Annotated in this window: 22 protein-coding genes; 8 read left to right on the top strand and 14 right to left on the bottom strand. The window is 60.3% G+C overall.

What is annotated here, in order from left to right; all coding sequences use genetic code 11:
* Positions 1 to 77: 77 nt before the first annotated feature.
* The 5 genes from LNV08_RS12365 to rpoH all read left to right on the top strand — a co-directional run bounded on the left by LNV08_RS12365 (position 78) and on the right by rpoH (position 5,931).
* Positions 78 to 566, top strand: coding sequence for a TRAP transporter small permease (locus LNV08_RS12365; protein WP_263533996.1), 489 nt, complete (start codon positions 78 to 80; stop codon positions 564 to 566).
* Complete coding sequence (locus LNV08_RS12360; protein ID WP_263533995.1) at positions 557 to 1,840, top strand: TRAP transporter large permease; 1,284 nt, start codon at positions 557 to 559, stop codon at positions 1,838 to 1,840. Before LNV08_RS12365 ends, LNV08_RS12360 begins: the two co-directional genes overlap by 10 nt.
* Positions 1,841 to 2,005: 165 nt before the next feature.
* A complete protein-coding gene (locus LNV08_RS12355; RefSeq protein ID WP_263533994.1) occupies positions 2,006 to 3,100 on the top strand; it encodes a porin in 1,095 nt (364 codons plus the stop codon).
* Positions 3,101 to 3,158: 58 nt separating this feature from the next.
* Positions 3,159 to 4,718: a galactarate dehydratase gene (garD, locus tag LNV08_RS12350; RefSeq protein ID WP_263533993.1), complete on the top strand. Its 1,560-nt coding sequence runs from the start codon at positions 3,159 to 3,161 to the stop codon at positions 4,716 to 4,718.
* 280 nt (positions 4,719 to 4,998) lie between these two features.
* Positions 4,999 to 5,931 carry an RNA polymerase sigma factor RpoH gene (gene rpoH, locus LNV08_RS12345; protein WP_263533992.1) on the top strand — a complete coding sequence of 311 codons (933 nt, stop codon included), beginning with the start codon at positions 4,999 to 5,001 and terminating at the stop codon, positions 5,929 to 5,931.
* Between the two features lie 77 nt (positions 5,932 to 6,008).
* Here the strand turns inward: rpoH and LNV08_RS12340 are convergent, their stop codons facing one another.
* From LNV08_RS12340 to LNV08_RS12320, 5 genes are read right to left on the bottom strand one after another with little or no spacing between them, the layout of a single operon-like run.
* Positions 6,009 to 6,638, bottom strand: a complete 630-nt coding sequence (locus LNV08_RS12340; protein ID WP_263533991.1) for an SCO family protein — start codon at positions 6,636 to 6,638, stop codon at positions 6,009 to 6,011.
* 3 nt (positions 6,639 to 6,641) lie between these two features.
* Complete coding sequence (gene cyoE / locus LNV08_RS12335; protein ID WP_263533990.1) at positions 6,642 to 7,562, bottom strand: heme o synthase; 921 nt, start codon at positions 7,560 to 7,562, stop codon at positions 6,642 to 6,644.
* 30 nt (positions 7,563 to 7,592) lie between these two features.
* Entirely contained in the window at positions 7,593 to 8,714 is a 1,122-nt protein-coding gene (locus LNV08_RS12330) for a COX15/CtaA family protein (RefSeq protein WP_263533989.1), read from the bottom strand.
* 4 nt (positions 8,715 to 8,718) lie between these two features.
* Complete coding sequence (locus LNV08_RS12325) at positions 8,719 to 9,366, bottom strand: SCO family protein (protein ID WP_263533988.1); 648 nt, start codon at positions 9,364 to 9,366, stop codon at positions 8,719 to 8,721.
* A 34-nt stretch (positions 9,367 to 9,400) separates the two neighbouring features.
* Positions 9,401 to 10,147, bottom strand: a complete 747-nt coding sequence (locus tag LNV08_RS12320) for an SURF1 family protein (protein WP_263533987.1) — start codon at positions 10,145 to 10,147, stop codon at positions 9,401 to 9,403.
* Between the two features lie 30 nt (positions 10,148 to 10,177).
* Between LNV08_RS12320 and LNV08_RS12315 the strand changes: the two genes are divergently transcribed.
* Positions 10,178 to 10,405: a DUF2909 domain-containing protein gene (locus LNV08_RS12315; RefSeq protein ID WP_263533986.1), complete on the top strand. Its 228-nt coding sequence runs from the start codon at positions 10,178 to 10,180 to the stop codon at positions 10,403 to 10,405.
* Positions 10,406 to 10,480: 75 nt separating this feature from the next.
* On the opposite strand, the gene LNV08_RS12310 is transcribed toward LNV08_RS12315, so the two are convergent.
* The 7 genes from LNV08_RS12310 to LNV08_RS12280 all read right to left on the bottom strand — a co-directional run bounded on the left by LNV08_RS12310 (position 10,481) and on the right by LNV08_RS12280 (position 16,379).
* Complete coding sequence (locus LNV08_RS12310) at positions 10,481 to 11,365, bottom strand: cytochrome c oxidase subunit 3 (RefSeq protein WP_263533985.1); 885 nt, start codon at positions 11,363 to 11,365, stop codon at positions 10,481 to 10,483.
* 60 nt (positions 11,366 to 11,425) lie between these two features.
* Entirely contained in the window at positions 11,426 to 11,665 is a 240-nt protein-coding gene (locus LNV08_RS12305; RefSeq protein ID WP_263533984.1) for a DUF2970 domain-containing protein, read from the bottom strand.
* Positions 11,662 to 12,294, bottom strand: a complete 633-nt coding sequence (locus LNV08_RS12300) for a cytochrome c oxidase assembly protein (RefSeq protein WP_414858727.1) — start codon at positions 12,292 to 12,294, stop codon at positions 11,662 to 11,664. Before LNV08_RS12300 ends, LNV08_RS12305 begins: the two co-directional genes overlap by 4 nt.
* A gap of 18 nt (positions 12,295 to 12,312) precedes the next feature.
* Complete coding sequence (locus LNV08_RS12295) at positions 12,313 to 12,429, bottom strand: cytochrome oxidase small assembly protein (RefSeq protein WP_263533982.1); 117 nt, start codon at positions 12,427 to 12,429, stop codon at positions 12,313 to 12,315.
* A gap of 5 nt (positions 12,430 to 12,434) precedes the next feature.
* A complete protein-coding gene (gene ctaD / locus LNV08_RS12290; protein WP_263533981.1) occupies positions 12,435 to 14,057 on the bottom strand; it encodes a cytochrome c oxidase subunit I in 1,623 nt (540 codons plus the stop codon).
* A 38-nt stretch (positions 14,058 to 14,095) separates the two neighbouring features.
* Entirely contained in the window at positions 14,096 to 15,289 is a 1,194-nt protein-coding gene (gene coxB / locus LNV08_RS12285; RefSeq protein ID WP_414858726.1) for a cytochrome c oxidase subunit II, read from the bottom strand.
* 169 nt (positions 15,290 to 15,458) lie between these two features.
* On the bottom strand, positions 15,459 to 16,379 hold the full coding sequence (locus LNV08_RS12280; protein WP_263533980.1) for a class I SAM-dependent methyltransferase: 921 nt from the start codon (positions 16,377 to 16,379) through the stop codon (positions 15,459 to 15,461).
* A 21-nt stretch (positions 16,380 to 16,400) separates the two neighbouring features.
* On the opposite strand from LNV08_RS12280, the gene LNV08_RS12275 reads away from it, so the two are divergent.
* Together LNV08_RS12275 and trmL are read left to right on the top strand one after the other, a co-directional pair.
* On the top strand, positions 16,401 to 17,156 hold the full coding sequence (locus tag LNV08_RS12275) for a ComF family protein (protein ID WP_263533979.1): 756 nt from the start codon (positions 16,401 to 16,403) through the stop codon (positions 17,154 to 17,156).
* Positions 17,157 to 17,189: 33 nt separating this feature from the next.
* Complete coding sequence (gene trmL, locus LNV08_RS12270; RefSeq protein ID WP_263533978.1) at positions 17,190 to 17,660, top strand: tRNA (uridine(34)/cytosine(34)/5-carboxymethylaminomethyluridine(34)-2'-O)-methyltransferase TrmL; 471 nt, start codon at positions 17,190 to 17,192, stop codon at positions 17,658 to 17,660.
* A 23-nt stretch (positions 17,661 to 17,683) separates the two neighbouring features.
* Here trmL and LNV08_RS12265 read toward each other — a convergent pair whose 3' ends face one another.
* Together LNV08_RS12265 and secB are read right to left on the bottom strand one after the other, a co-directional pair.
* Complete coding sequence (locus LNV08_RS12265; RefSeq protein WP_263533977.1) at positions 17,684 to 18,706, bottom strand: NAD(P)H-dependent glycerol-3-phosphate dehydrogenase; 1,023 nt, start codon at positions 18,704 to 18,706, stop codon at positions 17,684 to 17,686.
* Between the two features lie 73 nt (positions 18,707 to 18,779).
* Positions 18,780 to 19,250: a protein-export chaperone SecB gene (gene secB / locus LNV08_RS12260; protein ID WP_263533976.1), complete on the bottom strand. Its 471-nt coding sequence runs from the start codon at positions 19,248 to 19,250 to the stop codon at positions 18,780 to 18,782.
* Positions 19,251 to 19,319 lie beyond the last annotated feature (69 nt).

Genomic DNA, 19,319 nt, shown 5'->3' with positions numbered 1-19,319 from the left:
AAGGCCGGGCGGGTGACTTGTGCTCGCATTGATTTCATCTGTGCGTCGGGCCGCGCCCCGACCGAACCGGAAACACCATGTTGACCAAATTTTGTGCGGCCATCGCCAAGGCCTGCTTACGCCTGGGCGTGTTCGGCTTGTTGCTGCTGCTGCTGGCCGTGAGCTACCAGGTATTCGGCCGTTATGTGATGAACAACACGCCCACCTGGGCGGAAAGCCTGGCCTTGTTGCTGGTGCTCTACGTGACGATGCTGGGTTGCGCGGTCGGTGTGCGCGACGCCGGGCATATCGGCATGGAGCTGCTTGACGGCCTGCTGCCCAACAACTGGCGTCGTCCGCTAGAGATCCTGATCCATTTGCTGACCATGCTGTTCGGCGGCCTGATGGCCTGGAACTGCGCCGAGATGCTGCTCTCCGTGCGCAGCTATTTGATCCCCACTTTGGGCGTTTCAGAGTCCTTGCGCTATGTGCCCATGGTGCTGGCCGGACTGCTGATCATGCTTTTTTCTTTTGAACATATCGTCGCCTTGCAGCGCGGCGAAGAGGTGAAGCCCGCATGGCACTGACTATTCTTTGTATCGCCTTCTTCGGCCTGCTCATTCTGGGCGTGCCGGTGGCCTTTGCGATTGGCCTGTCGGCACTCGCGACGATTCTGTATGAAGGTTTGCCGATGGCCGTCATCTTCCAGCAGATGACCTCGGGCATGAATGTGTTCTCCTTCTTGGCGATCCCCTTCTTCATCTTTGCCGGCGAGCTGATGCTTTACGGCGGCATCGCTGACAAGATCGTCGATTTCGCCCGCGCCCTGGTCGGCCATGTGCGCGGCGGCTTGGGTATGTCCAATGTGGTCGCTTGCACCTTGTTCGGCGGCGTCTCGGGCAGCCCGGTGGCTGATGTGTCCGCGATGGGCGCGGTGATGATTCCGATGATGAAGAAGGAAGGCTATGGCGCCGACTACGCCGTCAACGTCACCACCCACGCCGCGCTGGTCGGGGCCTTGATGCCAACCAGCCACAACATGATCATCTATTCGCTCGCGGCCGGCGGCAAGGTCTCGATCGCCAAGCTGATTCTGGCCGGTCTGATCCCGGCCCTGGTGTTGACGATCTGCAATCTAGTCGCCGCTTACGGCGTGGCCGTCAAACGCGGCTATCCGGCCGGCAGCTTCCCCGGTTGGGCCATCGTCGCGCGCTCACTAGCGGCGGCCTTGCCGGGCTTGTTCGTCGTCGTGCTGATCCTGGGCGGCATCATGTCCGGCGTCTTCACGGCCACCGAGTCGGCCGCCGTGGCGGTGCTGTATGCCTTGTTCTTGTGCGTGGTGATCTACCGCTCGCTCAAGCTGGAGCAGTTCGTCAAAGCGGCGGCCAAAGCGGTCAAAACGACCGGCGTGGTGCTGCTCTTGATCGGCATTTCATCGGCCTTCGGCTACATCATCAGCCTCTACGAAGTGGCCGACCTGACCGGCCGCGCGCTGACCAATTTCAGCTCCAGTCCCTGGGTGATATTCCTGCTGGTAAATGTGATCTTGTTCGTGCTGGGCACCTTCCTGGACATGGCCGCCACCATCCTGGTCTGCACACCGATCTTCCTGCCGATCTGCATGAAATACGGCATGGGCGAGATCCAGTTCGGCATCGTCATGCTGATCAACTGCGCCCTGGGCCTGAACACGCCACCGGTCGGCACCACGCAAGTGGTCGGCTGCGCCATCGGCGGCGTGTCGGTCGGCACGGTGATGAAGACCATCTGGCCCTTCTACGGCGCCTTGATCGCCGCGCTGATGTTGGTGACCTATGTGCCGGCGTTCTCGCTGTGGTTGCCTGGCATCGTCTTTCCCTGATTTTTGAATACTTGATCTTCGGCGCCATGCTGCGCCCAAGTCTGCTCCGCTGTCCCGGCCATGGCCATGGCCGGGACGCATGCCGGAATTCGTCCTGCCGACGCTGACCCGTGCTGATTTGCCCGGCCGTTTCGAATTTCCAACATCTATAACGGAGACATCACCATGAAAATCAACTTTCTTGGCTACGCGGCCATGCTGCTATGTGCAGGCGCGGCTCAGGCCCAGTCCTCCAGCGTCGTGCTCTACGGTCTGCTGGACGTCAACGTCAGCAACTATGACAGCGGCGCCAAGGCCAAGGCCGGCAACCTAACTTTGGTTCAGGACGGCACCGTCAACGGCCTCAATGGTTCGCGCTGGGGCATGCGCGTCACCGAAGACCTCGGCAATGATCTCAAAGCGGGCGTCATCATGGAAGGCGGCTTGCTGGCCGACACCGGCGCGCTGGCCCAGGGCGGGCGGGCCTTTGGTCGGCAAGTTTTTGTGTCTCTGACATCGGCCAGCCTGGGCGAGCTGCGCATGGGGCGTCAGTACATCTTGGAAGACAGCGTGATGGGTTTGAGCAATCCCTTCGTCAACGCGCTGACGCTGAACCAGGGCACCGCAGTCACGAATATGGGCAAGAGCCTGCCGTTTTGGCTGAATGCACCGCGGGCCGACAACGTCGTGCAATACGCGACGCCGACCTGGGCCGGCTTTACCGGCACGGTACAGATTGCCCCTGGGGAAGCCACCGCCGACCGCTTCCACGGGCTGAAGGCCGCCTACACCCTGGGCAACTTCAATTCGGCGCTGTCCTATGAATGGAACAAGTCGCGCAGCAGCGGCGCCGACACCAACAAGTCCTTGACGCTGGCCGCCAACTACAACTTCGGTCTGTTCAAGCTGCTGGGCGGCTACCAAAAGAATGATGACTTGACGACCACCAGCGGGAACGGCGCGGCGGCCGGTATCGGCCTGACCGTGACCGGCCCGGACGGCGTCTTTAGCGCCGACGCCATCAAGGGCTACACCTTCGGCATTGAAGTTCCCTTGGGCGATTTTCTATTGGGCAGCAACTACTCCAGCGTAGAGTACAGCGGCGTCGCCGCCAACAAGGTCGGCAAAAGTGCCACCTTGGGCAAGCTGGGCTTTGGCGTCAAATATGGTTTCTCGAAGAACACCTTTTTGTATTCCAGCATCTCCTTTGCCAGCGGCGATCTGCAGGAGTACATCTCGCAAGAACGCGTGATGCAAGTCGGCTTGCGCAAGTCGTTCTGAACCCAGCGCCCCAGGTCAAACTGGGGCGCACCCCTGACAAGACAGCAACTTATTCCAGATGAGCCAGCAGCCTCTCTACATCCGCATGCAAATTGGCGACAACGTCGCCATCGTCGTCAATGATGGCGGCCTGCATGCCGGCAGCCAATTTGCCGACGGCCTCGCCCTGCTTGAACGCGTGCCGCAGGGTCACAAGGTGGCGCTAACTGACATTCCGAGCGGTTCGCCGGTGCTGCGCTACGGCGTCAGCATTGGCCTGGCCATCCAAGACATCAAGGCCGGCGCTTGGGTGCATGAGAAGCTGCTGGCCATGCCCAGCGCGCGCAGCCTGGACGAGTTGCCGATCTGCACGGTGGCTAGCCCAGCCTTGGCGCCGCTGGAGGGCTACAGCTTTGAAGGCTACCGGAACGCCGATGGCTCGGTCGGCACGCGCAATATCTTGGCCATCACGACCACCGTGCAATGCGTGGCCGGCGTGCTGGAGCTCGCTCTCAAGCGCATCAAGGCCGAGTTGCTGCCGCTGTTCCCCCATGTGGATGATGTGGTCGCCCTTGAGCATGGCTACGGCTGCGGTGTGGCGATCGATGCGCCTGACGCCATCATCCCTATCCGCACGCTGCGCAATATCAGCCTGAATCCGAACTTCGGCGGTGAAGTGATGGTCGTCAGCCTGGGCTGCGAAAAACTGCAGCCGGAACGCTTGCTGCCGCCGGGCAGCATTGCGATCGCCGATCAACGACAGGAGGAGCTGGATGTCGTGCGCCTGCAGGATGACGCGCATATCGGCTTTCAATCGATGCTGGATTCAATCATGCGCAGCGCCGAGCGCCATTTGCAGCGGCTCAACCAGCGCCGGCGCGAGACCGTGCCGGCGTCCGAGCTGGTGGTCGGTGTGCAATGCGGGGGCAGCGACGCGTTTTCAGGCGTCACCGCCAACCCGGCCGTCGGTTTTTGCACCGATTTGCTGGTGCGCGCCGGGGCTACCGTGATGTTTTCGGAAGTAACCGAGGTGCGTGACGCCGTGGATCAGCTGACCGGGCGCGCCGCGACAGCCGAGCTTGCCGAGGCGATTCGGCGTGAGATGGCCTGGTATGACGCCTATCTGCAGCGCGGCAGCGCCGACCGCAGCGCCAACACCACGCCGGGCAACAAGGCCGGTGGCCTATCCAATATCGTCGAGAAGGCGATGGGCTCGATTGTCAAAAGTGGCACGGCGCCTATCAACGGCGTCTTGTCGCCGGGCGAGCGCGTGCAGACAAAGGGCTTGCGTGGCCTGGTCTTTGCCGCCACCCCGGCCAGCGATTTCATCTGTGGCACGCTGCAATTGGCGGCCGGCATGAATCTGCATATCTTCACCACCGGCCGCGGCACACCCTATGGTCTGGCGGCTTGCCCGGTGCTCAAGGTCGCTACCCGCAATGATCTGGCACGGCGCTGGCATGATCTGATGGACGTCAACGCCGGCCGCATCGCCAGCGGCGAAGCCAGCATCGAGGACATAGGCTGGGAGATGTTCCGGCTGCTGCTTGACGTGGCCAGTGGGCGCAAGAAGACCTGGGCCGAGCAATGGCAGTTGCACAACGCGCTGGTGCTGTTCAACCCGGCGCCGATCACCTAAACGATCGACTGGCCATTCCTGGAACTTGCTTTGCACAAGCCGCCCGGAAGAGTTCCCGGAGCCCCGCTCAACAGGCATGGCTTCGGGGCATATGGGCGCGAAAATGAGCTCGAATAACTGGTCATGGCCGGCAATCTAGCGCCCAAGTTAGTGATTGCACTCGCGGAGACACAATTTTTTACTTGGCCAGACTCCGAAGCCCCCTCATCTTTGGCACTCCTCGCGATGGAGTGCTAATATTGCTCTTGTCGACCTCACAAGGTTTGCTTTGAGAAAGAAGATGATGACGATGTCTAACCCCTCTGCTCTGACGGTGCGCGACCCATGGTCGCTGGTGCCTTCGCTCGGCAATCTGGATGCCTACATCTCCGCCATCAACCGCCTCCCCCTGCTGAGCGCGGAAGAAGAAGGCGCAGCTGCTCGCCGCCTGCGCGATACGGGTGATCTTGAGGCCGCCGGTAAATTGGTCTTGTCCCATTTGCGGCTGGTAGTTTCTATTTCACGCCAGTACATGGGCTACGGCCTGCCGCAAGGCGATTTGATCCAGGAAGGCAATGTCGGCCTGATGAAGGCTGTCAAGCGCTACGACCCTGATCAAGGCGTGCGCTTGGTCAGCTATGCGATGCATTGGATCAAGGCCGAGATCCACGAATATGTGCTGCGCAACTGGCGCATGGTGAAGGTCGCCACCACCAAGGCGCAGCGCAAGCTGTTCTTCAATCTGCGCTCGATGAAGCACAGCATGAAGGAAGACCAGTCGGATGACATGAGCCACCGCAACAGCCTGACCGAGGCGCAGCTGGATCATGTCGCGACGACGCTGAATGTGAAGCGCGAAGAAGTGCTGGAGATGGAAACCCGCATGTCGGGCGGCGATGTGGCGCTGGAGCCGCAGACCGACGACCATGGGGACGGCAGCGAAAGCTATGCGCCAATCGCCTATCTGGCCGATGAAAGCCAAGAGCCGACTCGCGTACTGGAAACACAGGCCCGCAATACTTTGGCCAGCGACGGTATCAATCAGGCCCTGGAGGCACTGGATGAACGCAGCCGGCGCATCGTTCAGGAACGCTGGTTGAACGTCAACGACGACAACACTGGCGGCATGACGCTGCACGAACTGGCCGCCGAGTACGGCGTCAGCGCCGAGCGGATCCGCCAGATCGAAGTGGCGGCGATGAAGAAAATGCGCAAGGCCTTGACGCCGGCTTGATCAGGCCAGCAGCCTGTCAGAAAAAAGCCCCAGTCGCTTGCGCGCTGGGGCTTTTTGTTGAGCAGCATGCGCTGAAGCTAGTTCTTTTCCGCCAACAACAGTTTGATGTCATTGGCCAGCGCCGATGCCCCTGAACCGTAGCGTGAGAACACGCGCACCCGGCCCTGGGTGTCAAAGATGAAACTGGCGGCGGTGTGGTCCATGGTGTAGCTCTCTGGCGTTTTGCCGGCCACCTTGGCGAAATAGACCTTGAACTCTTTGGCTACCGCCTTGGTTTGTTCATCGCTGCCGCGCAGGGCAATAAAGCTGGGGTCAAAGCTTGCCACATAGGCTTTGAGCAAGGCCGCGCTGTCTCGCTCGGGATCAATGGTCACAAAGATGCCCTGCACCCTTTCGCCGTCCGCACCCAGCGAGCGCTTGACCTCGGCCAGCTCAGCCAAGGTCGTCGGGCACACGTCGGGGCACTGGGTATAGCCAAAGAACACCACCGGAATCTTGCCCTTGAACTCGGCCAAGCTGCGGCTGCGGCCGTCCTGGTCGCTCATATTGAGGCTGCGGGCGTATTCGGCGCCGGTCAGATCAACACCTTGAAAGGTCGGCTTTGCATTGCTGCCAAAGCCAAGTTGGTCGCAAGCCGTCAAGCCCAGACTGATCGTCAGCAAGGCCGCTAGGCCTAAGTTGCGGCTGATGCCGATAACTTTCTTCATGGTTCAACTCGTCCAGGGCAGCAGGTAATGGTCGACCAGCAGCGCCGCAAACAAGAGCGACAAATGCCAGAGCGAAAAGCGGAAAGTGGCGCGCGCCAACTCGTCGGAATATTCGCGCCAGAGCCTCCACGCATAACTGCAAAAGCCCAGGCCCAGGCCAATCGCGCTGAGCAAATAGATCCAGCCGCTCATGCCGGTCAAAAAAGGCAAAAGCGTCGCAGCAAACAACACCCAGGTGTAGAGAAAGATCTGCAAGCGGGTGTACTCGGCACCATGGGTGACGGGCAGCATGGGCAAGCCGGCTTTGCGGTATTCCTCGGTTCGGTAAAGCGCCAGGGCCCAAAAATGCGGAGGCGTCCAAAGGAAAATAATCAAACACAAAAGCATCGCTTCAGGCCCGACATCGCCACGCAAAGCGGCCCAACCCAAGACCGGCGGCATCGCGCCTGAAGCGCCGCCAATGACGATGTTTTGCGGCGTCATCGGTTTCAGAATAACGGTGTAAATCACCGCGTAGCCGATGAAGGTGGCGAAGGTCAGCCACATGGTCAGCGGGTTGACCCAAAACCACAAAATGGCCATGCCCAAACCACACAGAACAGCCGAAAAAATCAGCGCCTGAAGGCGGCTGAGTTCGCCCCTGGCCGTGGCCCGCCATGCGGTGCGCTTCATCTTGGAGTCAATCTGCTGCTCAACCAAGCAGTTGAATGCAGCGGCGGCGCCGGCCACCAACCAAATGCCGACGGTGGCTGCCCCGACCTTGACCCATTCGCTCGCGGAGGGCAGGCCGGGGATGGCCAGCGCCATGCCGATGACCGCGCAAAACACGATCAGCTGAACGACCCTCGGTTTGGTCAATTGATAGTATTGCTGCCAGCTTGAGCTAGGCGGCGGCGAGGCAGCGAGGGGGGGTGATGAAGCCATAGGGACGAAGAATACGGTGGAATAAGAAACTCAGTGCCGAACTTGACGGACTTCGCAAAGCCGCGCCAACAATGTGGTCAACAAGATCAAAAGGGCAGCTGCCCCGGCGGTATGGGCCAAAGCGGCCAGCAGTGGCCAATCCAGCACCACATTGGATACGCCGCTTAACAACTGCCAAGCGGCGACCAGCAATAGGCGACGCGCCCATTGCCCAGCCTCAGTCTGGCCACTGCGCCAAAGCCGCCAAGCCAAGAGCAGCAGCGCAGTGAACAAAATCAAGGCACCCAATCGGTGAGTCCAGTGGATGGCAGTCAAGGCGGCGAAGGGCAGCCAACCTCCGTCGGCGCCCACACCCAACTCACGCCAAATCGTAAAGCCATGGCGGAAATCCAGCTCCGGCAACCATTGACCGCCCTGGCACTGAGGGAACTCGGAGCAGGCCAAGACCGCGTAATTGGTGCTGACCCAGCCGCCCAGGGCGACTTGCAGCAAGCTCAGCACGAGCACGACCGCCACAGCCCACATGAGGCCGCGGCCAAGCTCCAAAGGCTTGGGCTGATAGCCCTGCGCTTGCCAGGCTAGCAACATCAGCAGCCCCATGCCCCCGAGCAAATGCAAGGTCACGATGGCCGGGAATAGCTTCATCGTCACCGTAAAAGCGCCAAAAGCTCCCTGCATGCAAACCCAGATCAGGGTCAGAGTGGCCCACCAAGGCGACACCGCGCCGGCCTGCCCTTGGCTAGCCCGCGCATATCGCCAACTCATCACGCACAGCACGAGGATCAACACGCCGACGCCGCTGGCAAGGTAACGATGGACCATCTCGACCCAGGCCTTGCCATGCGTGACCGGGCCTGTAGGCATGGCGGTTTGGGCGGCCAAGATTTCGTCCCTTGCTCCCAGCGGCGAAGCGCTGCCGTAGCAGCCCGGCCAATCGGGGCAACCCAGGCCGGAATCGGTCAGCCGCGTGAAAGCGCCAAACACCACCAAATCAAAGGTCAGAAACAGGGTCAGCAAAGTCAGGGCTCGCAGCCTCGCCTGCGGCCCGGCACCTGCCGACCGCAGACGCAGCCAAAGCAAGGGGCCGGCAGCCAACAAGGCGCCTAGCCCCGCCAGTTGCCACAAGGGGGTGAAGTCAAACGACGCTGTCATGGCCTCAACGCCCGGCCTTGTCCCAACCTGCATTGGCCTTGAGCAGGCGAATCAAGTCCGCTTTGACCTTGGCCGGGTCGGGCGTCTGCGGCGACCTCAGCATCCAGCGGCCCATTGGATCAATCACAAACAGATGGTCCCGCAGCGCCGCGCCTGCGGCCGGCTTCAGCCATGCCTCCAACTCGGCCTTGGGCGCCCGCAGCACCGTCACCGCCACGCCTTGCTGGGCCAGCGCCTTTTGCAAGGCCGGCTTCAGGGCAATGTCATCGGAGAGCAGCAAGAGCTTGTCGACCTTGTCACGCTCCTTACCCAGCATCTCACGCAATTGACGCTGCATGAACAACTGCTTCTCGCAGGCATCGTCGCAGTCACCGCTCTGCACCAGGGTGAGCAACCATTGCCCCTTCAAAGAATCGGCAGCAACAGCTTTGCCGTCCAAATCACGCAGGCTGAGCTGGGCCGGCAGGTCGACGGTCGGCTGGATCAAATCGCCATAGGCTTGGCCGCGCGGCTGAATCACATAAAAGGTGAAGTAGGAAGCCAAGACTGGCGCGGCGCAGGCGGCCACCACCAGCAACATGCGCAGGCGCCCACCACGGGTCCGCTCTTGCGCAGCCATTTGCTGAGGGTCGGGCAAACCATGGACGGTCATACCGAGGGGCTCATCAACAAGCTCAACATGCCCCTTAGGGCTGCTTACGGGGACGGATTGTTTGAAACCAGACATAGAGACCCAGAATTAAGGCAGACAGCAAAAACCATTGAAACGCATAACCGTAATGCTTGTGCACGCCCGCGTCGGGCGCCTGCCAGCTACGAAGAAGTCCATCAGGCGCCGGCTGGTCGCCCACTTGCGCCTCGGCAAGTTGCAGGACGGTGACCGGCAAGAACGGTCGACCAAGCTCTTGCTCGAAAGCCGGCAGGTCTAGATTTTGCCGGATCAGGCCAAGAGGTGCGCCCGCAAACTCATAGACCTTGGAAGGCGCGGCAATCAAACGCCCGCTGACGCTAACAAGGCCAGATGGCGTCGGTACGTTTTGCAGCTGACTACGATTGCTCGCATCGCGGGGCGACCAGCCGCGCTGCACCAAAACCAGCGCGGACTGCCCCTCGAGTTGCAAAGGCGTCACCACAAAAAAGCCCGTGCGCCCGTCCATTGGTCGGTTGTCCAAGAAGACGGTTCGTTCATTCAGCCAAGTACCCCGCAGCGACACCCGCCTGTGCAACTGTTGTGTCAAACCATCCGGCATCTGGCTCAATGCAGTCAGCTCGGTGGTTTGCAGCGGCGGCTTTTCGCCAAGCGCCAGTACAGCGGCCTGCAGCGCCTCCTTCTGTCGGGCCCGGTCCAATTGCCAAAAGCCCAGCCTGGCGGTCAAGGCCGCCGACGACAAGCTGATGAGCAAGAGCAGAACAGCCCGTGAATTCAGCTTCATCAGACCCGCGCCGACAGATAATCAGCAGCCATGAAAACCATATTTCTTTTCGCCTTCATCGGCATACTGGGCGCGCTTGGCGCTGCCGGTCTGTTCATGCTCAAAAACAGCAGCGGCGCAGACAAAAGCCAACGCGGGCCCAAGATGGCGCGCGCTTTGGCATTGCGGGTTGGCCTGTCCGTGGCGCTGTTTGTGTTCATTTTGTTCAGCTATTGGATGGGCTGGATTGAACCCACCGGTTTGCCGCTACGGCCTTGATAAGTTTGCCTTGGACCACAAAAAAGCGCCGCATTTTGCGGCGCTTTTTGCAGGGCAAGCCTAATCGGCTTTGGCTTACATCCAGTAAACGATAACGTAAAGACCCAACCAAACCACGTCCACAAAGTGCCAATACCAAGCCGCACCTTCGAATCCGAAATGGCGGTCCTTGGTGAAGTGGCCTTTTTGCAGGCGCAAGGTGATGAACAGCAACATCAACATGCCCACGAAGACATGGAAGCCATGGAAACCGGTCAACATGAAGAAGGTGGAGCCGTAGATGCCGGAAGTCAGCTTCAGGTTCAGGTCTGCATAGGCGTGCGCATATTCGTAACCTTGAACGCCCAGGAAAGTCACGCCCAACAAAACCGTGATCCACATAAAGCCGATCGTCTTAGCACGGTTACCGGCAATCAAGGCATGGTGTGCGATCGTCAGAGTAACGCCCGAAGTCAGCAGCAATGCCGTGTTGATGGTCGGCAGTGGCCAAGGGCCCATGGTGCTGAAGGGCTCTACGGTGCCAGCAGGTGCAGCGGTTGCACCGGCTGCGACGCTGGGCCACAGAGCTTTGAAGTCTGGCCACAGCAGCGAATTTTCCAAGCTGCCCAGGTTAGGAACGGCATGCACCCGGGCCCAATACAAGGCACCGAAGAAGGCCGCGAAGAACATCACCTCGGAGAAGATGAACCAACCCATGCTCCAACGGTAAGAGAGGTCGATCCGGTCGCTGTATTGACCGCTTTCGCTTTCGCGAATCGCTTCACCGAACCATTGCGTCAACACGAATGCAAACCACAGCAGGCCAAAGCCCAGCGAATAGGCGCCCCACTGATGGCCATTCACCCATTGCCCCGCTCCGAGGGCAACAAAAAACAGGCCAATCGCACCCATCACTGGATGCCTTGACGGGCCTGGAACGAAGTAATAAGGGGCCTTGCCCGTGGTGGTCGCTGCCGACATAACTCTTCTCCTCGAACTAAATTCAGTCCTGATTACAGTCCTGATGACGCTTGATCGAATCTAGGCACCGGCGATACCGCTGCCAATGACCCACTGGACCAGCACCACCAACACCAACACGAATAAAACCGCACCCAAGATGCCGGCGATGATGACATGCACCGGGTTCAGTTGGGCTACATCTTTCTCATAATCGGCGCCGCGCCGCACGCCGAAAAACGACCAGGCCACCGCTCTCATCGTCTGCAAAAACGACAGGGGCCGCGCCACAGCCTGCTTCAAATCTTCGCCGGCCTTCATGAGGCCGAGCCCTTCAATCCTTGCACCGCCGGCTGCATCGCCGCCGTTTTTTTGACGCCCTTGCCCGCCACCTCAAAAAAGGTATAGGACAAAGTGATGGTCTTGACGTCTTTGGGCAGCTTGGGGTCAATCACGAACACCACCGGCCACTTCTTCGATTCACCCGGCTGTAAGGTGTACTCGTTGAAGCAAAAGCACTCCAATTTATTGAAGTGCGCGGTGGCTTGCTTTGGGGCATAGCTCGGTATTGCCTGCGCCGACATCGTCTTGTTCTGCACATTGCGGAACTCATACATCACCGTCGTCAACTCACCCGGATGCACCGTCAGGTACTTGGTCGCGGGACTGAACTCCCACGGCCCGCGCGAATTGGCGTCAAACTCGATCACGATGCTGCGGCTGTAATCGATCTGGGTGTTCTTGACGTCCTCGGCGCGCACCGCGTGCGTTCGCTCCGCCAAGGACAGCACATTGATGCCGAGCGCCGTGCATATCGCGCGGTACAGCGGCACCAAGGCGTAGCCAAAGCCGAACATCAAGGCCGTCACCAAGACAAGCTTGCCGACCAAGTGCAGGTTGTCCCTGCGCAAGGCGGCGGCGAATCTCCAGGTATCGGGCTTCATGCTCATTGACTCATTCAAGCCGGCTTAGAAACCGAACAGCATGATCTTGCTGACAAAACCCACGCCGAACACGATCGCAACGCTGAGCAGAATCAGCGCCAAGCGCCGATTGCTCTTTTGTTGTTCAGGGGTGACTGCCATGGTGCTCAGCCAATGATCTTAGTGGCCGCAGCGTTCAGCTTGGGCGGCACTTCAAAGGTGTGGAAGGGCGCCGGCGAAGGCACTTCCCATTCCAGGCCTTCTGCGCCTTCCCATGGTTGCTGTGGAGCTTTTTCGCCCTTGCCGCGCATCATCGGAATGACCACAAACAAGAAGAACCAGACCTGCATCAGACCGAAGCCGAAGGCGCCCACTGATGCAATCGCATTGAAGTCAGCGAACTGCAAAGCGTAGTCGGCGTAGCGACGTGGCATGCCGGCCAGACCCAAGAAGTGCATCGGGAAGAAGGTGATGTTGAACGTGACCAGCGAGCCCCAGAAGTGGAACTTGCCTTTCCACTCGGGATACATCACACCGGTCCACTTCGGACCCCAGTAGTAATAGCCAGCGAACATACCGAACAGCGAACCGGCCACCAGCACATAGTGGAAATGGGCCACCACGTAGTAGGTGTCCTGCACCTGGATGTCGATCGGCGCCATCGCCAGGATCAGACCGGTGAAGCCGCCCATCGTGAACACGAAGATAAAGCCCACAGCCCACAGCATCGGTGACTCAAAAGTCATCGAACCACGCCACATCGTCGCCAGCCAGTTGAAGATCTTCACACCCGTCGGCACCGCGATCAGCATGGTGGCGTACATGAAGAACAACTGACCCGTCACCGGCATGCCGGTGGCGAACATATGGTGAGCCCAGACGATGAAGGACAGGATCGCGATCGAAGCCGTCGCATACACCATCGAGGCATAGCCGAACAAGCGCTTACGAGCAAAGGCAGGCACGATCTGGCTGATGATGCCGAAGGCCGGCAAGATCATGATGTAGACCTCGGGGTGGCCGAAGAACCAGAAGATGTGCTGATACATCACCGGGTCGCCGCCGCCAGCGGGGTTGAAGAAGGAGGTGCCGAAATGGCGGTCGGTCAGCGTCATCGTGATCGCGCCGGCCAAGACAGGCATCACGGCGATCAACAGGTAGGCCGTGATCAGCCAGGTCCAGCAGAACATCGGCATCTTCATCAGCGTCATGCCAGGAGCGCGCATGTTCAGAATCGTCACGACGATATTGATCGAACCCATGATCGACGACGCACCCATGATGTGCATGGCGAAGATGCCCGCGTCCATCGATGGGCCCATCTGCAGGGTCAGCGGTGCATAAAGCGTCCAGCCAGCGGCGGGCGCGCCGCCAGGCATGAAGAACGAGCCCACCAGCAACAAGGCGGCAGGAATCAACAGCCAGAAGCTGAAGTTATTCATCCGTGCGAAGGCCATGTCGCCGGCGCCGATTTGCAGTGGAATCATCCAGTTAGCAAAACCGACGAAGGCCGGCATGATGGCGCCGAACACCATGATCAGGCCGTGCATAGTGGTGAACTGGTTGAACAGCTCAGGGTTGAAGAACTGCAGACCCGGCTGGAACAGCTCGGCGCGGATACACAAGGCCAAGACGCCGCCGATCATCAGCATGGTGAACGAGAACAGCAGGTACAGGGTACCGATGTCTTTGTGATTGGTAGCGAACACCCAGCGACGCCAGCCCGATGGGGCATGGTGATCGTGGTGGTCATGAACGTCGTGACCGTGATGGTCAAGCACTGCACTCATGTTGTTTCCTTTTTCGATGCTTGTTGACGTTCAGACGCTTACTTGCGCGCTGCCAGGACTTCGGCCGGCTGCACCACTTGACCGGTTTGATTCGACCAGTGGTTCTTGGTGAAGGTGATCACAGCCGCCAGATCGGTGTCGCTGAGTTGCTTCCATGAGGGCATGGTGTTCTGGTTCTGGCCGTTCAGCAGCACGGAGATCTGCTTGAGTTTCTCGTCGCTCAGCACCACGGCAGCACCGTCCAAGGGCTTGATCGGGCCGGCGCCCTTGCCGTCGGCCTTGTGGCAGGCGGCGCAATTGGTGTTGTAGACCTTTTCGCCGCGCGCCAACAAGGCGGGCAACTCCCAAACCTTGCTCGGATCATCGGCCTTGGCGGACATGATCTTCTTCTGCTCGGTCACCCACTGTGAGTACGCTTCGGCGGAAACCACCTTCACATGGATGGGCATATAAGCATGCTCTTTGCCGCACAACTCGGCGCATTGGCCATAGAAGTCGCCTTCTTTTTCGGCCTTGAACCAGGTGTCGCGCACAAAGCCAGGAATCGCATCTTGCTTGACGCCGAAGGCCGGCACCATCCAGGCGTGAATGACGTCGTTTGCGGTGGTGATGATGCGGATCTTTTTATTGACCGGCACCACCAGCGGATGATCAACGCGGAACAAATAGTCATCGCCCGATGGCTTGCCGGAATCCGACATTTCCCGCTGCCCAGCATCCAAGGCCGAGATGAAGCCGATGCCTTCGCCCTCACCCTTCAGGTAGTCATAACCCCATTCCCACTGGTAACCGGTGGCTTTGATAGTCACATCGGCATTGGTGGTGTCCTTCATGGCCACCACCACCTTGGTAGCAGGCAGCGCCATCAAGATCACGATCACAAAAGGAACGATGGTCCAGGCGATCTCAACCGCCACGCTCTCATGGAAGTTGGCGGACACCGCGCCCTTGGACTTGCGGTGCTTGAAGATCGAATAAAACATCACGCCGAAAACGGCGACAAAGATCAACAAGCAGATGACCATCATGAAGTTGTGCAACCACATCTGGTCGGTCGCAATCTTGGTCACCGGCGGGTGCAGATTGAGCTGATTGACGGCCGGGCCGCCCGGCAGATCGTTCACCGCCAAGGCCACTTGCGTCGCCAGCGTTGCACCGGCCGCAAGTGCCAATTGCCCCACTTGCCCCAAGCGGCGCGCGGCCTGATGCACTCGTGCGTTCATCATTTTCATGGTCGTCACTCTTGTTTCTAATTCAATTCTGGGAAGCCGCAGGAATCAGCTCGCATTTGCGCCAGCTCAAGCCTTACGGCAAGTCCTGACCCTAGACTACGGGGTCAAATGTTGACTAATTAAATAGTTTAGCCTACCGCCATCACCTCTCTGTGGTCTTTGCGGCACTTCATGCCCCCGATCGGCGCACCATCGCCCGCATTTCTTCGAGTGAGAGGCTGCTTTCAGCACTGATACGCAGCCTGGGCTTGGGCTTGAATGCATGCCCATAGACCAGCTCAAGACTGAGCTTCAGGCGCCCATCTCCGCTCCGCAAGCTCTCGAGTTCGGCCAACAATTTTTGCCGCCAAGTGCGCCCCCGGCTACCCTGGAAGCGTGCCGGCGCGAGATTGCCGCCCAGCGCACGCAGATCGCGCAGCAAGGCTTCGCCATCGGCCCAGGTCAAGGTGATGCGTTCCTGATCCATCACCGGGTCAGCAAAGCCGGCCGCCACCATGGCGTCACCGACATCGTGCATATCCCACCAGTCCGGCGCGGTTTTGCCCCAGCCCATGCGCGCGAAAATAGCCCGCAATTCCACCAAGCTGTCCGGCCCCAGGCAAGAAAACATCACGAAACCGTCCACCGCCAAGGCCGTTGACCAGGCCTTCAAGGCGGCGGGCAAATCGGGGCTGGCATGCAAACACATATTGGCCCAGACCAAGTCCGCGCGTCCGGCCTCGACGGCTTCGGGGGCCAGCACCGCGGCTTGCGAGCCTGCGGGCAAGAGTTGCCACCAAGCACGCTTGTTGACGGCCGCGCTGCGCGCGCGCAGATCCGGCGTTACCTCCACCCACTGCTGCTCGGCCTTGGGATAGGCGTCGCTCAGCAGTTGCCCCGTTGCCCCCAAAAAGGCCGACCACTGCACTACCCGCTTGGGCTGCAGCTTGATGATGGGGAGCCGCTCTGCCATCCGCGCGGCCACATCAAGATGCAGCCAAGGCGGCGTTTCGGCTTGGGCTAAACGATGGGCATGACGCGCAAGAGCAAGGGCATCCAGCTCTCGTGGGCCGGCGTTTTCGTACTTAGGGGGGGGAGGCGAAGCAGACATTGGGGGCAGTATATTGAAGCCATGTCTGAGCGCAGCCTCGCACCTCATAGACCCAGCTCGGTAGAGCGGGTACTGATGCGTTGCTCAGGCCAATGTGCGGTGTGCCGCGCTTGGTGCAAGCAGCATGTCTGTGGCGAGTGCTTGATGCGTTATGCACGGCCGGCGCCACGCTGCTGGACCTGCGCCGCTCGCTTGGCCCCGGCATTGACGGGCCGGCGCGAAGCCAAGTGTGGCGCCTGCTTGCGTGAGCCTCCTCCCTTGGACCGCACGATCGCAGCGCTGGACTATGGCTTTCCTTGGGACGGCTTGCTGCAGCACTACAAATTTCACCAAGCGCTCGAACTGCGCGAAACCCTGCTGGAACGCCTCAACCAGGCGCTCAGCATTGCCGAGGCCGAAGCGCCCGATTGGCTGCTGCCTGTGCCCTTGACGCAGGCCCGCCAGCGTGAGCGCGGCTATAACCAGAGCTACGAGCTGGCCCGCGCGCTGGCTAGGCAGCGCAAGCTGAATTGCGAGCCCGAGTTGCTGTTGCGGGTGCGCCATACCGCGCAACAAGCGCAGCTGCCCCTGCATGAGCGCGCCACCAATGTGCAGCGCGCTTTTGCGGTCAAACCCACGCGTGCGGCAGAATTGCGCGGCAGCCATGTGGTCTTGCTCGATGATGTGATGACCAGCGGGGCCACGTTGTATGAAATCGCTCGCGTGCTCAGACAGGCCGGCGCCGTCAATGTGCAGGCCTGGGTGGTAGCCCGCACGCCAGACGCCAGCATTGCCTGAATTTCTCTCCTCCAAGATTTTTTCGAAAAACTCATGTTCCATATCGTGCTGGTGCAGCCAGAGATCCCGCCGAACACCGGCAACATCATTCGTCTAGCCGCCAACACAGGCTGCAGCTTGCACCTGATCGAGCCACTAGGTTTTCTGATGGAAGACCGCCTGCTGCAGCGCGCCGGGCTCGACTATCACGAGTACACCGCCGTGCACCGGCATGCCAGTTGGAGCGCCTTCCTCAGCAAGCAGCAGCCGCCCGCCGAGCGCATGTTTGCCTTCACGACCAAGGGCAGTCGGCCGTTCTCGGAGATACATTGGCAGGCCGGCGACTACTTTGTTTTCGGCTCAGAGACAGCCGGACTGCCCGAGGCTGTACGCGAGCAATTCGACCTAGCGCAGCGGGTGCGTCTGCCCATGCTGCCTGAGCAACGCAGCCTCAATTTGAGCAATAGCGTCGCGGTGGCGGTATTCGAGGCCTGGCGGCAAAACGGTTACGCGGGCGGCGGCTGAAACCGCACAAGCAAGAGCCTTGCTCAATGCTCGGATTTGGCTTGCCGGCCCATCAGCAAGTCAACCGCTGCCACCGGGCTCAGCCGCCCTTCCAGCACAGCCACCACCGCTGCGGTGATCGGCATGTCCACGCCCTTGAGTTGCGCGCGCGCCAAAACCGTCGGCGCGCTGTAAACACCCTCCGCCACATGACCGAGATCGTGCAGGATCTGCGACAGCGGCAGGCCCTCGGCCAAGAGCAGGCCAACGCGGCGATTACGCGATAAATCGCCGGTCGCCGTCAACACCAGATCGCCCATGCCGGACAAGCCCATGAAGGTTTCACTGCGGGCACCCAGCGCCATCCCCAGGCGCAACATTTCGGCCAAGCCGCGCGTGATCAACGCTGCACGCGCATTGAGGCCGGGCGCATCCGCACTCACACCAATCCGCTCGGCCCGCAGGCGTAGGCCGTCGGCCGTGCCGACCGCGATCGCCATCACGTTTTTGACCGCGCCGCCGACCTCGACGCCGATCGGATCGGCCGAGGTATAGACACGCAAGCGCTCGCTGTGAAAAGCCTCAACGGCGGCAGCCGCAAGTTCAGTGTCTTCGCTCGCTGCCACCAGCGCTGTGGGTTGGCCGGCCGCGACCTCTTGGGCAAAGCTCGGTCCCGACAAAATCCCAACGCGCAAGCGCGGCTGCACCTCACGCGCAATCTCATGGCCGAGCAAGCCGGTGCCAGCTTCGAAACCCTTGCACAACCAAAGCACGCGGGCGCCATCGGGCAAGGCGACCAGCATGCTGCGCAGCGCCGCCATCGGCGTGGCCACCACGATCAAGCCATCCTCTTGCGTGGCATGCGCGATTGCAGCGGCCAGATCGGACTCGATCTGCAGCGCCGGCGGCAAAACCGCCTCGGGCAGGTATTGACTATTGCGGGCCGACGCACGCATAACGGCGACCGCCGCTGCGTCGCGCGCCCATAACTTCACCTGATGGCGGGCGCTGGCCTGAATCGCCAAGGCCGTACCCCAGGCGCCAGCGCCCAAAACACTGATTTTCATAGGCTTGCTCGACAAAAAAATACGCGCCCCGGCTGCCTGAAGCAGCGTGGGGCGCGTTGCATGCGGGAACCGATCAGTTCAGCGTTGGCGAGGCAGCGGCTTCGCGCTGGGCCTGCTGAGCTTCAAACATGGCCTGGAAGTTAACTTCCGTCAGCAACACAGGCGGGAAGCCGGCGCGAGTGCAAACGTCCGACACGATAGCGCGCAGATAAGGGTAAATCATCTGTGGGCAGACGATGCCCAGGATGCCCTCGACCTGCTCTTGCGGCACATTGCGGATCTCGAAGATACCGGCCTGCTTGGCTTCGATCAGGAACAAGGTACGCTCGCCGACCTTGGTGGTCACGGTACCGGTCACGCAGACTTCGAACACGCCTTCGGCCACAGGCTCGGCGGACAAGGCCAGATTGATATCAACCTGAGGCTGGGTCTGCTCCAACAGGATCTGGGGCGCATTGGGCTGCTCCAGCGACAGATCCTTCAGATACATGCGCTGAATCTGGAACACGGGAGCGTTGCTGGGGATGTTGTTCTCTTCGGACATGATTGCTTTCAAATTTGAGTGAGACCCGCCAAGCATTGCTACGGGCAACGCCGGCAATTATCACCTAGC

The organism is Paucibacter sp. TC2R-5, from assembly GCF_025717605.1.
Lineage (GTDB): Bacteria > Pseudomonadota > Gammaproteobacteria > Burkholderiales > Burkholderiaceae_C > Paucibacter_A > Paucibacter_A albus.
Note: the sequence above shows the minus strand (reverse complement) of the source record. Positions and strands in the feature narration are given on the sequence as shown.